Genomic DNA, 18,297 nt, shown 5'->3' with positions numbered 1-18,297 from the left:
TACGATATTGAAGTGGTCGTTAATGCCGATAAAGAAACTTTCGCTAAAGCAAAAAAAGGAACTGTTCAAAAAGGACGCATGGTTTGACCTGAAACAGGAGAAACTTTTTCTATTCCAGAACTGCGCGGCGATAAAAAAATTGATGGAAAAACCGCTTATGGCTTACGTCTTTTGGAAAATGAAGACCTGGTGCCACGCCCTGATGATGTATTTCAAGAGCGGCTTTATTGTATTCGTTGGGCAGAAATCTATTGGACCACCAATGCCAAAGGGGAGTCGGTAAAAAAAACACGTCGGCATTATTGCTCGGTCACTAAAGAGGACTTGCAGCGAGAACTGCAAGTTATCGAATTACTAAAAGAACGCTTTAGCGATTGGCAGGAAAAAGGCTATATTCCGAGTCGAAAAATTGAACGGGGGTATAATACAGATCAACTGATAAGAGAAAAGGGCTGGAGTTATTGGCATCATTTATTTACGCCGAGGCAACTACTTACTTTAGGTCTTTATCATTCATTTACAAAACAAATCACTGATTGTGATGAAATTGTAAGAATAGCTTTACTTACAGGGTTTGCTGCAAATTGGAACTCTCGATTATCGATATGGATTTCGAGCATACAAAGTGGTGGTGGCGTAGGTAAGATTGGTCAAACCTTCTCAAATCAGTCATTGAATACACTCTATAACTATCCAGCGCGCGGAATTACTTTAGCTGATGTCCAATTTAATCAAGAGCTAAGGGTAGCAAACATCAATACAAGCGGTACGATCGTACCTTACGATGCCCGTAGTATCGAATCTCAACAAGACCTTTGGATTACTGATCCGCCTTATGCTGATGCGGTCAATTATCATGAGCTTTCAGATTTTTTCTTGGCTTGGTATGAACCAGATTTGAAAAGAGCTTTTCCTTCATGGCCTGTGGATGGTAGAAAAGGTTTAGCTGTTACAGGTAACGGTGCTGATTTTAAACAATCAATGGTCGAAATTTATCGTAACTTGAACAATAAAATGCCTGATAACGGCCTACAAATGGTGCAATTCACCCATCAAGACCCTGCCGTTTGGGCTGATTTAGGCATGATTTTATGGGCGGCAGGTCTGCATGTCAGTTCAGCATGGACGATTGCCACTGAAACTTCATCAGGCCTTAAGAAAGGCAATTATGTTCAAGGCACGGTATTGCTGGTACTGCGCAAACGCACCCATCACGAAGAGGTTTTCCCCGACGAATTGCCTAGCCTCATCGAAGATGAAGTCCGCGCTCAACTCGATGAAATGTTAGCTATTGACGATAAAGACCAACCCAACTTCGGCGACACCGATTATCAATTAGCCGCTTATGCCGCAGCCCTAAGAGTGATGACCCAATACTCTACCATTGAAGGCATTAACATTGAGAACGAGCTTTATCGGGAAAAGCAAAAAAACCAAAAATCCGCGTTTGAAAAACTGATTGATCAAGCCGTTGAAATCGCCTGTAATCATTTAATTCCCACCGGTTTTGATGAGTTTCAATGGAAAGGCTTAGCGGCTTCCGAACGCCTGTACTTAAAAGGGCTAGAACTGGAAAAACATGGCGAATTGCGTGCCGGTGCGTATCAGGAACTCGCTAAAGGCTTTGGCGTGCGTGAATACACGTTTATGTTTGCCAAAACCAAAGCCAATGAAGTACGCTTTAAAACCGGCACTGAATTTAAACGTTCTAATCTCGGTGGTGATAACTTTGCCGGTTCTTTAATGCGTCATGTGCTGTTTGCCCTGCATGAAACGGTCACTAAAGAAAATACCAAAGAAGGTATCAATTACCTGACGGCGGAAGTCACCGATTACTGGAGCAATCGTAAGAAAATAATGGAAATATTGCGCTACTTAAACCGTCTAGCCCATACAGATCACATGCCGCACTGGGAAATCGATGCTGAAGCTGCGCATACCCTGGCTGGGGCAATAGAGAACTTCAACGCCTAATGATAACCCGTTACTCTTCCCGTCAAACCCCTTTAGATGAAAGCTTTTTAAATCAAAGGCTGCAAAACGCCCAAAGCTATGATCGTATTGCTGGTTATTTCAGGTCGAGCATTTTTGAAGTGGCAGGCGAAGCGTTAGGGTCGGTCAGCGGTAATATTCGTGTTATTTGTAATTCAGATTTAGACCCTGTAGATGTAAGCACCGCCAAAGCCGCCCAACAAGCGATGCGTAAATCGTGGTGCGCAGGCGAGCCGGAATTATTGCCGGAAGCCAATCGGCACAGATTCCGTAAACTGTACGACTATTTAATCTCAGGTAAATTACAAGTGCGGGTATTGCCAGATACCACGTTTGGCTTGGTTCATGGTAAAGCGGGCGTAATCACCTTAATGGATGGTTCCAAAACCAGTTTTTTAGGCAGTATTAACGAGTCTCTGACGGCATGGAAGCTGAATTATGAATTACTGTGGGAAGATAATTCCAGCGATGCCGTTGACTGGATTCAGCATGAATTTGATACCTTGTGGAATCATCATCATGCCGTACCTTTAAGCGATTTTGTGATTGCTGATATTAAACGTATTGCCGAGCGTGAGACTGTCAGCACTACACAATGGCAGGAAAATCCTGCACCTGAGCAAGCCATCGTAGAGACACCGGTTTATCGCAAAGAATTGGGCTTATGGCCACATCAAAAGTTCTTTGTGCAACGCGCTTTTACCGACCATCAACAAGGTGGTGCGCGTTATGTGTTAGCCGATCAAGTGGGTTTGGGTAAAACCGTGCAACTGGCGCTAGCCGGTATGTTAATGGCAATGACCGGTACTAAACCCGTGTTAGTGCTAGCGCCAAAACCCTTGTTGTTGCAATGGCAAGATGAATTGATGGAATTGCTGGACATGCCATCAGCCATTTGGACAGGTAAAAATTGGGTTGATGAGCAAGGGATTGTGTGGCCTTCCATCGGCCCGGAAAGTATTTGCGTGTGCCCGCGCAGGTTGGGTATCGTCTCCCAAGGGTTAATTACTTCGGGTTCTAATGTAGCCGACTTGTTGTTGCGGTTACAGTATGAATGCGTGATTGTTGATGAGGCGCATCGTTCCCGTCGGCGTAAAGTAAATGACCAGGCAGTTGAAGAAAGAGCGGAACCTAACAATCTCATGGCTTTTTTGCTGCAAATGGGGATGAAAACCAAAAGCATGTTGCTGGCAACAGCAACGCCCGTGCAATTGCACCCCATTGAAGCTTTCGATTTATTGAGCGTGTTAGCCCAAGGTAATGATCAAGTTTTGGGCGATGCTTGGAGTCCCTGGCGTAATGCAGAAAACACAGTGCCTCTGGTGATGGGGGAAAGACCGTTTCTTAAATCTGAAGCCTTGGCCTGGGAATGGATACGTAACCCGCTGCCAAATGAACGTGAACATGCCAGTTTTAAATTATTACGTCGTCGCTTAGGGTTGAAGCCGAGTAATTATATCGCCTCTTCGGAAAGCTATAATCGGTTGCTAGGGCCTGATAAAACTCAGATACGGCGTGTGCTGAGTAACTACGGACGAGAGTTTAATCCTTTCATTCTACATATCATTCGCCGCACTCGGACTTATCTTGAAAATACCATAGACCCAGCAACAGGAGAGCCTTATCTTCAACCAGTTAAGGTTAAATTGTTTGGTGAGCAGGCTCATGAATCAATCGTTTTGCCTTTATATTTTCAGCGTGCATACGCCTTGGCGGAAGAGTTTTGTGCTGCACTGAGTAAACGAGTTAAAGGTGCTGGTTTTTTTAAAACGTTGTTACTTCGCCGAATCGGAAGCACGATGTACGCAGGCCAAAGAACCGTAGAAAAGTTACTGAATGAATGGAATACAGAAGCTGATAGCGAATTGTTAGTGTCAGAAGATGAAGACGACACTGATAGTATTGCTACTGAGACTATGAAAGACCTGACGGCAGTTGAAATCAAGTTATTGCAGCAATGCTTAAACGCGCTGGAATCCGATCGTGAAAATGATCCCAAGTATCAAAAAGTAGTTGATTTTTTGTTTGATAAAGGCTGGCTGGAACTGGGGTGCATCATTTTTTCGCAATACTATGATTCAGTGTGGTGGTTGGCTAATCAGTTATCCGAACATCATATTCCCGAAGAACAGATTGCTATTTACGCGGGTAGTAATCGTTCAGGGCTATTAAGAAATGGTCAATTCAAGCGTCTACCGCGTGATGAAATCAAACGGTTGGTGCGCACTGGACAATTACGTTTGGTCTTGGGTACCGATGCGGCAAGTGAAGGGCTTAACCTGCAACGCTTGGGTACCTTAATCAACCTCGATTTACCATGGAACCCAACGCGACTGGAACAACGTAAAGGACGTATTCAGCGCATCGGCCAAATTCGTGATGAGGTATTGCTTTATAACATGCGTTACCGGGGGTCTGTTGAAGACCGGGTTCATGAGTTGTTATCGGAACGTTTGGAAGATATTTTTGAGCTTTTCGGGCAGGTGCCAGACATACTTGAAGATGCCTGGGTTGATATTGCACTGGGTGATGAGCAGGAGGCGCAACGTAAAATTCGCAGCATTCCCAAACGTCATCCGTTTGATGAACGCTATAGTCACGTTGCTGATATTGATTGGGATAGTTGTAGTAAGGTATTGGATGCCGGGGATCGTAGGAAGATGTTGATGGGGGGATGGTAGTTTTTACAGTGTTTTATGGTTTTAAATCAAGCTGCCGTTTCTTTCGGGCCTTGCACATCGGCAGGGTCGCCTTCGTAAGGCGTTGCGTATTTGCAGTCTTTTTGTGGACAGGTTTTTTCTACACCGCGATTTTTGGTTTCCTTGACCACGAGAACAGGCCAATGGCATTCCGGGCAGTTTTCATGGATTGGTGCATCCCAGAGCGCGTAACTGCACTTGGGATATTCGGAACAGGAATAAAATACTTTGTCATTACGCGATTTGCGTTTGAGGATACTGCCTTTTTTGCATTGCGGACATTCGACCTGAGTATTCAGCGGTTTTTCCAGCGGCTCAATGTGTTTGCACTTGGGATACGCGCTGCACCCGATAAACTTGCCATAACGACCGACTTTAATAACCAAAGACGATTCGCATTGAGGGCAAACCCGGCCTTCGACGGTTTCCGGCTCAGTCGCTGCGGCGGCATCTTCATTCAAGTTACGGGTATACGAGCATTCCGGGTAGTTGGTGCAGCCAATAAAGCGTCCATTTCGTCCCAAACGGATGGATAAGGGGCTATTACAAAGGGGACATTTTTCGTCAATCGCTTCCTGGGTGACATCCTTACGTTGGACCTGTTCTTCCTTTTCATGGATCAAGTGGCTAAACGGCTTCCAGAACTTGCTCATGAGCGGAATCCAGTCCTGCTCGCCGCGTGATACTGCGTCCAGTTCATCTTCCAGATTGGCGGTAAAGTCGTAGTCTACGTATTTGGTGAAGTGTTCGGTCAGGAATTTGTTGACGATCCTGCCGACATCGGTCGGGTAGAAGCGTTTGTTATCCAGGGTGACGTAATCGCGGTTTTGTAAGGTCGATATAATCGAGGCATAGGTGGACGGACGGCCTATGCCGTGTTCTTCCAGCGATTTTACCAGGCTGGCTTCGCCGTAACGTGGCGGTGGTTCGGTAAAATGTTGCCCAGCAACTATATCATTAAGTTTGACGGGGCGTCCTTCTTCCATAGCGGGCAAAAAGCTTTCCTTATCGTCGCTTTCTTTGGTGTCGTCTTTTCCTTCCAGGTAAACCGACATAAATCCAGGCTTGGCAATGCTGGAACCCGTTGCCCTGAAAACATGTTTGCCATCATCGCCGCAGCTTAAATCAACGGCGACCAGATTCAACGTGGCATGGATCATCTGACAGGCGATGGAACGCTTCCAGATTAAATCGTAAAGCTTGAATTGTTCCGCGCTGAGGTGGGATTTAAGCTGATTGGGCAGATAACGCGGGTAAGTCGGACGTATCGCTTCATGCGCTTCCTGGGCGTTTTTTGACTTGGTCTTAAATATCCGGGGTTCTTTAGGGACATTATCAGCCCCGTAGCTTTCTGCAATCAAGGCGCGTATTTCTTGCACGGCTTCCACGGACAGATTCACGGAATCGGTACGCATATAGGTAATCAATCCCGCCGTTTCACCGCCTATGTCAATACCCTCGTACAATTGCTGGGCGACCATCATGGTACGTTTTGTGGTAAAACCCAGTTTGCGAGAGGCTTCCTGTTGCAAGGTTGAGGTAATAAAAGGCGGGGCAGGATTGCGGTTTTGCTGTTTTTTTTCCAGCTTGCTGACGACTAACTGGCCGTCTGCGGCATCCAGTAAGGTTTGCCGGGTTTGTTCCGCTAAGCCGCCCTCAGTAATGCTGAATTGGTTGAGTTTTTCCCCATTAAAATGGGTTAGTTTTGCTTTAAAAGCCTGTTCCTTGGCTGTTAATGCGGCATCAATCGTCCAGTATTCACGGGTTTTAAAGGCTTCAATTTCCAATTCGCGCTCGACGATCATGCGCAAAGCCGGGCTTTGCACACGGCCTGCGGATAAACCCCGGCGAATTTTTTTCCACAATAGCGGCGATAGCTTGAAGCCAACCAGATAATCCAAAGCCCGCCGCGCCTGCTGGGCATTGATTAAATTAGTGGCGAGCTGTGCAGGATGGGCGATGGCCTCGGTGACGGCTTTTTTGGTGATTTCATGGAACACGACCCGATGCACCGGCTTGTCTTTCAGGAGGTTCTTTTCCTTGAGCAGTTCGTACAAATGCCAGGAAATCGCTTCGCCTTCGCGATCAGGGTCGGTGGCGAGATAAAGGGCATCGGCTGATTTGAGCGCCTTGCTGATCGTTTGTACATGTCTCTGGTTGCGGTCTATGACCTCGTATTTCATGGCAAAGCCGTTCTCGGGATCGACCGCGCCATCCTTGGCTATAAGGTCGCGGACATGACCGTAAGAGGCCAGCACCTGGAAGTCTTTGCCTAAATACTTCTCAATTGTTTTGGCTTTGGCTGGGGATTCTACAATAACGAGATTCTTGCTCATTCGGTCAATAATGTGAGCGGGGCTGGTTTAATTCAAAACGAGTTCAATTCAAATAAGTGGGTACGAGGTCGTAAACGATATCTTCCATTCTGGAAAAGGCAATTTCTTCGTCCGGTTGGCTGAGCAAGACCAGCAGCACAATCCATTTGAGTTTTTCTATGGACAGCTCTTCGTCTTCCAGAGCCAACGCCCGGTCAATGACGACTTCCCGGTTGGCTGGAGTTAATATGCCGGAACGCTCAAGAAACATGAGCAGATCGCGGCACTCCAGGTCAAGTTTTGCTTGTTCTTCATTGCTGAAAATGCGGAAAGAGGTGGAGATGGTGGGCCGAATTCCGCGTTGCAAGCTGAGTGATTCAAGCCAGTCAAAGGCTTTATTGACTTCGATTGGCTCAAAACCCACCGCCAATAATTCTGTCCTGACGTTGTCACTGTCTGGAAGAATTTCAAGCTCATCCTCCATGTAGTGTTCGAAAAGATACATCAGGACATCAAAAATAGTTTCTTTCATAGTTTCTTCGGTTTATTTCAAACGGGCATAGCAACCGCCGGCGTTCGCCTCTACGTAACCTTGTAGCTCCAAAATCAATAACATGGATGAGATGACCTCAACCGAAGTTCCGGTATCCTCAACCAATTTGTCGATGGATGTTGGGCTGAACATGACGCGATTCAATAGTGTTTGTTGCTCCAGGTCAAGCGCTGATTGCAATATTAAAGTAGGGATATGTTCATCTTGTTGAATATAATGATTAAATTCTTCAAGGATATCCTGGGTGGTTTCGACCAGTTTGGCACCTTCACGGATCAGCGCATTGCAACCTCTCGCCAATGGGTTATGGATAGAGCCAGGGATGGCAAAAACTTCGCGGTTTTGTTCCAAGGCCATGCGTGCGGTAATTAAAGAGCCGCTCTGCTTGGCGGCTTCAACCACCAGCAAGCCTTGGCACAGTCCGCTGATGATACGGTTACGTCTTGGAAAGTGGTTAGCTTTTGCCAAGGTACCGAGGGGGAATTCGGATATCATCGCGCCGGTATTGACAATTTCGGTAGCCAAGTCAATATGCCGCGCTGGATAAACACGATCAAGCCCCGTTCCGGCTACCGCAATGGTGTAGCCTTTAGCGCTAAGTGCGCCTTGATGACTGGCGGCATCGATACCTAGTGCCAAGCCGCTGGTAATGACAAAACCGTGCTGGCTTAAAGTTTTGGCAAAAGCGGCAGCGGTTTCCAACCCCAATGTCGATGGATTACGGCTGCCGACAATGGCAATTTGGGGCAAGGATAACAACTTGGGATTACCCCGTACAAACAGCACCGGCGGCGGGTCGGGAATTTCTTTAAGTTGCACCGGGTAATTGCCATCATCAAGCATGATGACGGAATTATTTTTTTGTTCCAGCCAAGCGAGGTCGGAGTCAATGATTGACCAGTCTGGGTGTTTAATGGCTAACACGATGTCGCTTTTCAGGCCTAAAGCTAAAAGCGCTGCCTTAGACTCCGCAAATAACTGAGGAGGTGTGTGCGTTTCAAGAAGTTTAAGGAAAGTCCTGCCGCCAACGCCTGGCGTACGCAATAGCGCAAGCCAGTATTTGATGCCGCTGTTATTTGTTTGGGCGGATGTATTCAGGGAGTTTGGACTTTATCAAGGACATGAACCGCTTGCGTGGATTTCATGACCAAAGCGTAACTGACGCGTTCGAAAGGGCGAAACACCATCAACGTACCCGCTAATTCATCAGGAAGCTTCACTTGGTCGTTTTTGACTGCACTATAAGGATCCCTGGCAATCCTTCCGCGCTTAAAAATATCGAGCTCATGACCGGGCAGTAATCCATCCTGGGTGCCTTTATCAATCACGACCACATTGTATTTGCCAATCTGGTTTACCCCATCAAGCACGTAGATAATGCTGCCTTTAATGCTTTCTTCAGGCGGCCTGGGAAAATAATTCATAGTGAACTGTTCCTCAGACTTCGGCATGAGGCGGTCGCCGATAATGATTTCACTGATTGATTTATCGATAACCACAGTTGCCGGGTCACCCTCTTGTGCTAAGGTAGTGTCGGCGATGTATTTGGCTTCATAACCCAAGATTTCACCGGTTTCAGGGTTCTTGAACGTGTCGCCAGGGCGGTAGAGGGTGTAAGTCAAGCTCTGTGGCTCAATAATGGAACGTACATAAAGCTTGTCACCGGTAGCCGCAACCAGATGTTCGCCAGCAAAATCGACCACATAAGGCGCGGCATTCAGTTCGTTGGCGCTGACGACTTTGGGCGAAGTCAGGAATTTGGCTATGTTTTCCGTAGGAATCAAACGAATGGCCTGTTTCGCGCTGGTTTCGCGGATACAGGGCAACAGCTTGCCATTTTCCGCCATCGCAAAGCTGGTTCGTCCTTTATGGATATCTTCTTCGCTAACTACACAGGTATCGCTGGATGGAATGCGGCCTGAATCCTGATAAGGTTCGCTGCCCTTGGAGAAACTCAACCTGGGCTTGCCATCGACGACAGAAAAGTAAACGGTATCGCCAGGATAGATAAGGTGTGGATTTTTAATCTGGGAGTTGTAACTCCACAGTTCCGGCCACTGGGTAGGGTGCCTTAAAAACTTTCCTGAAATATCCCACAGGGTGTCGCCCTCAACAACGGTGTATTGGTCGGGATGGGACGGATTGATTGATAATTTGCCTGCTCCGTTAGCCCACAAGGGTGTGGTAACGAAAAAAGAAACTATTAACAATGTAAGTGTTCGAAATACCATAGTTTATTCCTGACAGTGTCTTTTTTAATCATTATGAATTCAAAGTCTAGATGAATTCATATAGAATTCCAGTATTGTTTAATTATAGTGGAGAGTTTGTTGAGCGTTCTTACTATTCTCGAATTTCCTGACGAGCGGTTGCGTAAAAAAGCGGTTGTAGTTCAGGCTGTCGATGGGAAAATCAAAAAATTGGTCGATGACATGCTGGAAACCCTGTATCAGGCTAAAGGAATAGGTTTGGCCGCAACCCAGGTCAATGTCCATCAGCGTATTGTCGTCATTGATGTCAGTGAGGAGAAAGATAAACCTTTGTGTTTGATTAATCCAGAAATTATTGCGAAGGAAGGCACAGAAGAGTCCGAAGAAGGCTGTCTTTCGGTGCCTGGTTTTTATGAAAAGGTCAAACGCGCCGAACGCATCAAGGTCAAGGCACTCAACAAAGAAGGCCAACCTATTGAGTTTGAGGCCGATGATTTGCTGGCCGTGTGCGTACAACACGAACTGGATCACCTGGAAGGAAAGTTGTTTGTTGATTATATTTCTTCCCTGAAACGGCAACGAATCAAGAAAAAACTGGAGAAAATCCACAAACTGGAACAAAACTGAGGTGCGTATCATTTTTGCGGGAACTCCCGACTTCGCCGTTCCCAGCTTACGCCTGTTGTTATCATCCAAGTTGTTGTCATCCAAACATGAAGTCTGCGCTGTCTATACACAACCAGACCGACCTGCCGGCAGGGGACGCAAGATGCGGCCCAGCCCAGTGAAAAAACTGGCATTAAGCGCCGATATTCCGGTATTTCAGCCAATCAGCCTGAAGACAGAAGCAGATTTGCAGCAACTAAGCGCCTTAAAACCGGATCTTATGATTGTGGTTGCTTATGGCATGATTCTTCCGCAAGCCGTCCTGGACATACCGGGATTCGGCTGCATCAATGTCCATGGCTCGTTGATGCCGCGCTGGCGAGGCGCAGCCCCCATTCAGCGGGCTTTGATGGCCGGTGATGAAAAAACTGGCGTCACTATTATGCGGATTATCCATAAGCTGGATGCCGGCGATATGTTGCATAAGGAAGAATGTGCAATAACCGAAAAAGATACCGCCGGGGATTTGTACGATAAACTGGCAACGCTAGGGGCGATTGGCCTGGAAAAAGTTATCGCGCAACTGGAACCTGGAACTGTACGCGCTGAAAAACAGGACGAAAATCTGGTCACTTACGCGGAAAAACTGACCAAAAGCGAAGCCAAACTGGACTTGTCGCAATCAGCGGAACAACTGGCCAGAAACGTAAGGGGACTCAATCCCTGGCCGGTAGCGCAAACGCTTTATGAGGGTGAGGTATTAAGGATTTGGCAAGCCGAGGCGGTAGCATCCGACATCAAAGCTGATCCGGGTACGGTAATCTGCACTGGCAAAAACCTGGATGTGACGACAGGCGATGGCTTGCTACGTTTGCTTGAAGTGCAACTGCCAGGCGGAAAACGAATACCGATTCAGGCTTTTTTGAGCTCACATCATGTGTGTGGGGTAAAGCTCGGTTGATTACATTTTGAATACTCGATGGATTGCCGCCCGTGTCATTATACGGGTACTGCAAGATGGGCAGTCTTTGACGTCGGCGCTGGAAAATGCCCTTAAGACGGTTGAATCTTCCCAGGATAAAGCTTTTGTACAGGCCATTTGTTATGGTGTGTGCCGGTATTATCACCGCTTGGATTTCATTTTGAATGCGTTGCTCGATAAGCCGTTAAAGGTAATGGAGGTAAAGGCGCTGATATTAATCGGCTTGTATCAGCTAAAGTATATGCGAGTAAAACCTCATGCGGCAGTCTCGGAAACCGTACAGGCAGCGCGGCAACTGCCCTGGGCCAGGGCATTGGTTAATGCACTACTCAGAAACTATCTGAGAAAACAGGACGCACTTGAGCAACAGGCGGACAAAGTAAAGACAGCGGCTTTAAGTCATCCTGACTGGTTGATCCAACAGTTAGAACAGGATTGGCCGGAGCAAGCTGAAACGATATTGTTTGAAAACAACCAGCCGCCACCCATGGTTTTGCGTGTCAATTTGGCAAAAACCTCCAGGGATCTATATCTTCAGATGTTAATGGAACAAAACTTATCGGCACAAGCGGTTAGCTTATGTCCTGCTGGAATTATCCTGGATAAACCCGTACCGATTGAAGCGTTACCCGGATTTGTAGAGGGCTGGGTTTCAGTGCAAGACAGCGCCGCGCAATTGGCAGCAAAGTTGCTAGCTGTACAGCCTGGACAACGGGTTTTGGATGTCTGTGCCGCCCCAGGTGGGAAAACCGCGCATATACTGGAACAACAACCCAATATAAGCGAATTGGTCGCCGTCGATATTGATGAAAACAGGATGCGGCGGGTCAGTGACAATCTTGCACGTCTTGCGCTGCAAGCAACACTTATCGTAGCCGATGCGACCAAACCTGGCGATTGGTGGGACGGCAAACCGTTTGACCGGATTTTGCTGGATGCGCCTTGTTCGGCAACTGGAGTTATTCGGCGTCACCCCGACATCAAGCTGTTGAGGCGGGTTGCGGATATTGCCTCAATAACGGCCATGCAAAAAAACATCCTAAACGCTATCTGGCCGTTGCTGACACCCGGCGGCATACTGCTATATGCGACTTGCTCGGTGTTAAAGCAAGAAAATGAAAAGCAGATGCTAGAGTTTTTATCGGCACATGACGACGCTATAGAATTACCGGCCACTGCTGACGGATGGGGTATTCCAGGTGACTATGGGCGGCAGATTTTGACAGGTGAGTCCTCAATGGATGGTTTTTATTATGCGTGTATCGTTAAACAATAAAACGGCCATTTTGCTATGTTTACTATTGTTACTGATGCCCGTTTCAGTTTATCCGAGCAATACTGGGGTTACGGTAAAAAATGCCGACACATCCTTGCTGGGCGAGGATTATGTGCTGGCTGCCGACATCAATTATCAATTGAGTGACAAGGCGACTGAAGCCTTACGCAATGGTGTCCCCTTATTCTGGACTTATCAGTTTAAAGTCCAGGAACAACGCAATTATTTTTGGAACGGGACATTGGTAGAAAAAAGCTTCCGCTACCGTATTCAGTATCATGCCTTACTGAACATGTACCGGGTGAGAAACGAGAGTAATGGGGCTGTGGATAATTTTTCCACGCTTCAGGCGGCGCTGGATTTGTTATCGACACTGCGAGATTTTCCACTCATAGAAAAAGCCAAAATTGCCCACAAAAAACAGTATATTGCCAGAATGAAAATTACATTCGAGCGTGATGCATTGCCGCTACCATTACGCCCAATCGCTAATATGAATCCGCAGTGGTATTTATCCAGTGACTGGTATGTATGGACGCTAAAAAAATAAAACCGCCTATTGGCTTATCCGTAGCCATCCTGTTTTGCCTGATTCTACTGTCGCTACAGTTGATGAGTACGGCCACGCAGGAATCTTCAGAATTGGGCGCGATGTACTCATGGCTTTTGCTCATCAACGCCTTGGGTTCTGTCGTCTTATTAGGGTTGGTCGGCGCTAATATTTATTCCTTAGTCCGGCAGTTAAAAAAACGCGAAGCCGGTTCAAGACTGACCACCCGGATGGTGTCACTGTTTGTTTTGCTCGCCTTGGCTCCAGCGGCGATCGTGTTTTATTTTTCCATGCAATTCTTGCATCAAGGTATTGATAGCTGGTTCAACGTAGAGATAGACAGGGCGATGGAAGATGCACTGGAACTTAGCCAGGTCGCCTTGGACCAAAGGATGCGTTCGCATCTAAGACAAACCCAGCAATTGGCCGAGAACCTGGATTATTCATCCGAAGCAATGGCAGCTTTGGAAATGGAAAACTTGCTTATACTTTCAGGCGCCTCCGAGGTCACTCTTTTTTCAAAGCAAGGACGAATTATCGCCTCCAGCAGCATTAATCCTGGCGATATATTGCCCAGCCTACCCGATGAGCATATCCGGCTACAGCTACAGCGTAATGATGATTATGTGGCGTTGGCGCCAGTTAGGGAAGATGAATTGATGATCCGGGCAATTGTGGTCATCAAAGGCCAGGATCCGCTATATTTGCAGGCGCTTTATCCTGTCCCGGTAAGGATTGCCGATCTCGCAGATTCGGTAGAATTTGCTTTTGTCCGGTATCAGGAGATGAATTATTTAAGGGATTCCCTGAAGCTGAGTTTTTCCTTGGCATTGTCCCTCGTATTATTGATGAGCTTATTGGCGGCAATATGGGTGGCATTTATTAGCATCCGAAATATAGTCGCGCCGGTAAAAGATCTTGTTAAAGGCACCCAAGCCGTCGCTTCTGGGCTTTATGACCAACAGTTGCCGGTCATAGCGCAAGATGACCTTGGTTTTCTTGTCGAATCATTCAATGTGATGACACGCCGAATCGCCGAAGCGCGGGATGAAACCAAGCGAGCCGGTTTCGAGGTAGAAAACCAAAGGGCTTACCTTGAAACGATACTCGCCAATTTGACGGCAGGCGTTATCAGTTTTGACGTCGATTATAAGATTCGTACGGCTAACCAGGCGGCTTACAGGATTTTTCATGTTCATGTTAACCACTTTATCGGCCAGACTTTATTGGAACTGGTGGATATCTACAAAGACCTAGCTGAACCCTTAAAATCAATCCAGCGCTTGCTGGAGCAAACCGATGATATTTGGCAGCAAAGGATCGCATTTCTAGGCCCGAATGGCCGACAGGAATTACTGTGCCGGGGTACACCATTGTTTTCTCAAGAAGGGCAACGCGTGGGGGCTGTTGTGGTATTTGACGATGTGACGGATTTGATCCAGGCGCAAAAAAGCGCTGCCTGGGGCGAAGTGGCAAGACGGCTGGCGCATGAAATCAAAAATCCGCTGACTCCCATCCAGTTATCAGCGGAACGGTTACAAGTGAAGCTGGCGGCAAAACTGGCAACCGGCGACGCTGACATCTTGCAAAAATCAACCAGGACGATAGTGCAGCAAGTCGAGGCGCTGAAAGAAATGGTGGACGATTTCTCCCAGTACGCCAAACCTGCCAAAAAACAGGCGGCTGATATAGACTTACCCGCATTAGTGCAAGAAGTGTTAGCATTGTACACGGTAAAACCTGGAGTAAAATTCAGGACTGAGTATGAACCCGGTTCGTTATTAATAAAAGGGGATCCGGTCAGCATCAGGCAGGTAGTCCATAATTTGATAATTAACGCCCTGGAAGCTATCGACGTTGAAGGTCTAATCGAAATACATCTTTACAAGGTACAAAAAAATTATTCTGATTTTATCGAGATTGCCTTTTATGATGATGGTCCAGGGATTAATGAAGAGCAAATTGAACAAATTTTCGAACCCTATGTCACCACAAAGGCTAAAGGCACAGGTTTGGGATTGGCGATTGTCAAAAAAATAATTGAAGAACATGGTGGATCTATCTGGGTTGATACTCGCCGCAAAATGGGGGCGGGTTTTATCATTCAACTCCCCACAGTTTAATGTAGCAGCGAAAAAACTATGAATGAGCAAACACCTAGCCTATTAGTGGTAGATGATGAACCGGAGATTCGCCGTTTGGTATGCGAAATTCTCGAAGATGAAGGCTATCAGGTCGCAACGGCTGAAAATGCCGCAGAAGCACGGGCTTTAAAAAATTCATCAAACCCGCATTTGATCCTGTTGGATATCTGGATGCCCGATACGGATGGCATAACCCTATTAAAAGAGTGGGTTGCGGAAGATTCATTGTTGTGCCCCGTCATTATGATGTCAGGTCATGGTTCGGTAGAATCCGCTGTGGAGGCAACCAAGCTCGGTGCTTATGATTTCCTGGAGAAACCCTTATCTTTGGCAAAACTGTTGCTGATCGTGGCAAGGGCATTGGAGGCCAGCAATCTGCAAAGGGAAAATGCTGGGCTTAAACAGCAGTTGGTGGCCGATATAGAACCGGTAGGCAAAAGCGCCACTGTTGCCCGGACTAAAGACCAGTTAAAACGTCTGGCCCAGCATGATGCCAGGGTCTTGTTCGTGGGCGAAGCGGGCGTTGGCAAAGAACTGTATGCGCGTTATCTGCATAACAACAGCGTTCGCCGGGAAGGCCCTTTTGTTGATGTTGCAGTGGGCAGTATCTCACCGGAAAATGCCGCTGTTGAATTTTTTGGCAAGGAAAGTGTGGGCAAGATTTATCCGGGGTTGTTGGCGCGTGCGCACAGGGGAACCTTATTCTTAAGTGAAATTGCCGGAATGGATCAGGAGACCCAGTTAAGGTTGCTCAGTGCCTTGGCATCAAGCTCGTTTTTGCGAGTTGGGGGAAGCGAAGCGGTTCGTGTCGATGTGCGCGTATTGGCATCAACCCGGATTGACTTGGCAGACGAAGTGAGATCGGGGCGATTCCGTCACGACCTCTACTATTTGTTGAATGAAGTCACTTTGGAAATTCAGCCCCTTAGGGAACATAGTGAAGATATTCCGGGCTTGTTGAATTTTTATGTGAACTATTTTGTCAGCCACGACAAGCTGGCGTTCAGAAAATTTTCCATGGCGGCGCAGAACTTTTTGCGCAATTACAGTTGGCGCGGGAATGTCAGGGAACTTAAAAACTTGGTTCAGCGCTTGATGATACTGGGTGTGGGCGAAGAAATCGAACTGGAGGAAGTAAAACTGGCCCTTGGAACTGTCATCAACGATTCGGCTCCTTCAGTATCAGTGCCGGATTTCTATAACCTGCAGTTAAAAGATGCCCGGGATCAATTTGAAAAGGCTTACCTGGAGTACCATTTTGAGCGGTCAGGTGGCAGCGTGGCGAAACTGTCTGCCGCTGTCGGTATCGAGCGCACCCACCTTTACCGCAAATTACATTCCTTGAATATTAAACTGTAGATTGAAACATTGCGCTAACGTATTTTATTAATGCAATTCTGGAAATTAACTTGTAAAAAACATAAACGTTTAGTAGAATTCCACCTCTTTTTTTAAGCCTTTAACAGCAAGACAAAGTAACGATGAAAACATTTAGTGCAAAGCCCGCAGAAGTTAGGCGTGATTGGTATGTGGTGGATGCAGAAGGCAAGACCTTGGGTCGTCTGGCTTCTGAAATTGCATGTCGTCTCCGTGGCAAACACAAGCCAGAATATACGCCGCATGTCGATACCGGGGATTACATCATTGTCGTCAATGCTGAAAAAATTGGCGTGACCGGCACTAAAGAAAAAAACAAGCTGTACCAACATCACACCGGATACATCGGTAACCTCAAAACTGTTAACTTGGGAAAATTACGCAAAACCTTCCCTGACCGCATCCTTAACACAGCGGTTAAAGGCATGTTACCCAACAATCCATTAGGCCGTGCGATGTTCAAGAAATTGAAAGTTTATGCTGGCTCACAACACGATCATCAGGCCCAACAGCCGAAAGTTTTAGACATTTAAGCAGGAAGACCATGGCAACAGTAGCTCAGTATTATGGAACGGGCCGTCGTAAAAGCGCAGTAGCGCGGGTTTACGCGACTAAAGGCAACGGAAAAATTACAGTCAACACAAAATCAATTGAAGACTATTTTGGCCGTAAAACTGACCAAATGGTATCTCGCCAGCCCCTGCAGTGTGTTAATATGGAGGCTATATTTGATGTCAACGTTTTTGTTAAAGGCGGTGGCCCTTCTGGACAAGCTGGAGCAATACGCCACGGCTTGACACGCGCACTGATGGAATATGACGAAACACTTCGTCCCGCACTCAGAAAAGCCGGTTATGTGACCCGCGATTCACGTATTGTTGAACGTAAGAAAGTCGGCCTGCACAAAGCCAGAAAACGTCCACAATACTCAAAACGCTAATCGTTTTTCTAATTTTAGAAAGGCCTGTGTCTGTCAAGACACAGGCCTTTTTTATTTTTATCTGAACTCCTAAACACCCGCAACAAATCCAGCAGCTTCTATGCCGGCGATAGCGCAGCGTTCATCCTGTTCAGAAGAATCCCCGCTAATTCCGACTGAGCCGATAATCGTATTGCCCTTATCCCGAATCAGCACGCCCCCCGGAACTGGCATGATTTTGCCATCGGCCAAACCTATCAAGGCGTTCATAAAGTCGGGACGGTGTTCGGCTACCGCCGCCAGACTTCGTGATGAAATGCCCATATTGACGGCACCCCATGCTTTCGCAGTGGCAATTTGTTGCCTTATAACGGTGGCGCCATCTTCCCTTTGCAGTGCTTTCAAGTGTCCCGATGCGTCCAATATCACCACAGTCAGGGGAGCCATGTTTAATGTCCTGGCCTTATTCGTAGCCGCGTTAATAATTCGATTGGCTTTATCAAGTGTAAGTTGTGTCATCAATGGATCTCTTCTTTTTTACTGTTATTTAATAACTCACCTTACGCACTTAAGCGTTTGAAGCTCGTCGAAAGCCAGCCGGACGGCTTTCAAATACAATTTAGCCCTGAGAGCAAAATGATTGAGCTTGTGTTTGATTGAAAGGCACTCCAGGC

15 protein-coding genes are annotated in these 18,297 nt (G+C 46.9%); 10 read left to right on the top strand and 5 right to left on the bottom strand.

Translation table 11 applies throughout. The features are described 5' to 3' along the window. The first annotated feature begins 171 nt into the window (after positions 1–171). A complete protein-coding gene (locus ACLQ6D_RS05625) occupies positions 172–1,974 on the top strand; it encodes a hypothetical protein (protein WP_411726306.1) in 1,803 nt (600 codons plus the stop codon). Then, positions 1,974–4,673 carry a phospholipase D-like domain-containing anti-phage protein gene (locus ACLQ6D_RS05620; protein ID WP_411726305.1) on the top strand — a complete coding sequence of 900 codons (2,700 nt, stop codon included), beginning with the start codon at positions 1,974–1,976 and terminating at the stop codon, positions 4,671–4,673. The genes ACLQ6D_RS05625 and ACLQ6D_RS05620 overlap by 1 nt, the downstream gene beginning before the upstream one ends. Positions 4,674–4,699: 26 nt before the next feature. Here the strand turns inward: ACLQ6D_RS05620 and topA are convergent, their stop codons facing one another. The 4 genes from topA to ACLQ6D_RS05600 are packed head-to-tail and all read right to left on the bottom strand — an operon-like array spanning position 4,700 to position 9,790. Then, positions 4,700–7,027, bottom strand: a complete 2,328-nt coding sequence (gene topA, locus ACLQ6D_RS05615) for a type I DNA topoisomerase (RefSeq protein ID WP_411726304.1) — start codon at positions 7,025–7,027, stop codon at positions 4,700–4,702. Between the two features lie 43 nt (positions 7,028–7,070). After that, positions 7,071–7,538 (bottom strand): DUF494 domain-containing protein, encoded by a 468-nt coding sequence (locus ACLQ6D_RS05610; protein WP_411726303.1) that lies wholly within the window; start codon positions 7,536–7,538, stop codon positions 7,071–7,073. Between the two features lie 12 nt (positions 7,539–7,550). Then, positions 7,551–8,603, bottom strand: coding sequence for a DNA-processing protein DprA (dprA, locus tag ACLQ6D_RS05605; protein WP_411726302.1), 1,053 nt, complete (start codon positions 8,601–8,603; stop codon positions 7,551–7,553). Positions 8,604–8,653: 50 nt separating this feature from the next. Continuing rightward, entirely contained in the window at positions 8,654–9,790 is a 1,137-nt protein-coding gene (locus tag ACLQ6D_RS05600; RefSeq protein WP_411726301.1) for a LysM peptidoglycan-binding domain-containing protein, read from the bottom strand. Positions 9,791–9,889: 99 nt separating this feature from the next. On the opposite strand from ACLQ6D_RS05600, the gene def reads away from it, so the two are divergent. The 8 genes from def (at position 9,890) to rpsI (ending at position 17,644) form a co-directional block, all read left to right on the top strand. After that, the gene (def, locus tag ACLQ6D_RS05595; RefSeq protein WP_411726300.1) at positions 9,890–10,396 is read left to right on the top strand and encodes a peptide deformylase; all 507 of its coding nucleotides are present in this window, start codon (positions 9,890–9,892) and stop codon (positions 10,394–10,396) included. 1 nt (position 10,397) lies between these two features. Continuing rightward, positions 10,398–11,336 carry a methionyl-tRNA formyltransferase gene (fmt, locus tag ACLQ6D_RS05590; RefSeq protein WP_411726299.1) on the top strand — a complete coding sequence of 313 codons (939 nt, stop codon included), beginning with the start codon at positions 10,398–10,400 and terminating at the stop codon, positions 11,334–11,336. Between the two features lie 7 nt (positions 11,337–11,343). Next, on the top strand, positions 11,344–12,633 hold the full coding sequence (gene rsmB / locus ACLQ6D_RS05585; RefSeq protein ID WP_411726298.1) for a 16S rRNA (cytosine(967)-C(5))-methyltransferase RsmB: 1,290 nt from the start codon (positions 11,344–11,346) through the stop codon (positions 12,631–12,633). Positions 12,634–12,667: 34 nt separating this feature from the next. Continuing rightward, positions 12,668–13,183 (top strand): DUF4390 domain-containing protein, encoded by a 516-nt coding sequence (locus tag ACLQ6D_RS05580; protein ID WP_411726297.1) that lies wholly within the window; start codon positions 12,668–12,670, stop codon positions 13,181–13,183. After that, the gene (locus ACLQ6D_RS05575; RefSeq protein WP_411726296.1) at positions 13,165–15,306 is read left to right on the top strand and encodes an ATP-binding protein; all 2,142 of its coding nucleotides are present in this window, start codon (positions 13,165–13,167) and stop codon (positions 15,304–15,306) included. The genes ACLQ6D_RS05580 and ACLQ6D_RS05575 overlap by 19 nt, the downstream gene beginning before the upstream one ends. An 18-nt stretch (positions 15,307–15,324) precedes the next feature. Continuing rightward, positions 15,325–16,686 (top strand): sigma-54-dependent transcriptional regulator, encoded by a 1,362-nt coding sequence (locus ACLQ6D_RS05570; RefSeq protein ID WP_411726295.1) that lies wholly within the window; start codon positions 15,325–15,327, stop codon positions 16,684–16,686. A gap of 122 nt (positions 16,687–16,808) precedes the next feature. After that, a complete protein-coding gene (rplM, locus tag ACLQ6D_RS05565; protein ID WP_411726294.1) occupies positions 16,809–17,237 on the top strand; it encodes a 50S ribosomal protein L13 in 429 nt (142 codons plus the stop codon). An 11-nt stretch (positions 17,238–17,248) separates the two neighbouring features. Beyond that, positions 17,249–17,644, top strand: a complete 396-nt coding sequence (gene rpsI / locus ACLQ6D_RS05560; RefSeq protein WP_411726293.1) for a 30S ribosomal protein S9 — start codon at positions 17,249–17,251, stop codon at positions 17,642–17,644. Positions 17,645–17,713: 69 nt separating this feature from the next. On the opposite strand, the gene ACLQ6D_RS05555 is transcribed toward rpsI, so the two are convergent. Then, positions 17,714–18,142: a GlcG/HbpS family heme-binding protein gene (locus ACLQ6D_RS05555; protein ID WP_411726292.1), complete on the bottom strand. Its 429-nt coding sequence runs from the start codon at positions 18,140–18,142 to the stop codon at positions 17,714–17,716. Positions 18,143–18,297: the final 155 nt, after the last annotated feature.

It is taken from the genome of Methyloglobulus sp., assembly GCF_046714055.1.
GTDB lineage: Bacteria > Pseudomonadota > Gammaproteobacteria > Methylococcales > Methylomonadaceae > Methyloglobulus.
This window is presented reverse-complemented; position numbering and strand designations above follow the sequence as displayed.

Excerpts from the sequence above, each read along its gene's own strand:
- ACLQ6D_RS05620 (WP_411726305.1), top strand. The coding sequence starts at position 1,974 with ATGATAACCCGTTACTCTTCCCGTCAAACCCCTTTAGATGAAAGCTTT.
- topA (WP_411726304.1), bottom strand. The coding sequence starts at position 7,027 with ATGAGCAAGAATCTCGTTATTGTAGAATCCCCAGCCAAAGCCAAAACA.
- ACLQ6D_RS05610 (WP_411726303.1), bottom strand. The coding sequence starts at position 7,538 with ATGAAAGAAACTATTTTTGATGTCCTGATGTATCTTTTCGAACACTAC.
- ACLQ6D_RS05600 (WP_411726301.1), bottom strand. The coding sequence starts at position 9,790 with ATGGTATTTCGAACACTTACATTGTTAATAGTTTCTTTTTTCGTTACC.
- ACLQ6D_RS05580 (WP_411726297.1), top strand. The coding sequence starts at position 12,668 with ATGCCCGTTTCAGTTTATCCGAGCAATACTGGGGTTACGGTAAAAAAT.
- ACLQ6D_RS05575 (WP_411726296.1), top strand. The coding sequence starts at position 13,165 with ATGGACGCTAAAAAAATAAAACCGCCTATTGGCTTATCCGTAGCCATC.
- ACLQ6D_RS05570 (WP_411726295.1), top strand. The coding sequence starts at position 15,325 with ATGAATGAGCAAACACCTAGCCTATTAGTGGTAGATGATGAACCGGAG.
- rplM (WP_411726294.1), top strand. The coding sequence starts at position 16,809 with ATGAAAACATTTAGTGCAAAGCCCGCAGAAGTTAGGCGTGATTGGTAT.
- rpsI (WP_411726293.1), top strand. The coding sequence starts at position 17,249 with ATGGCAACAGTAGCTCAGTATTATGGAACGGGCCGTCGTAAAAGCGCA.
- ACLQ6D_RS05555 (WP_411726292.1), bottom strand. The coding sequence starts at position 18,142 with ATGACACAACTTACACTTGATAAAGCCAATCGAATTATTAACGCGGCT.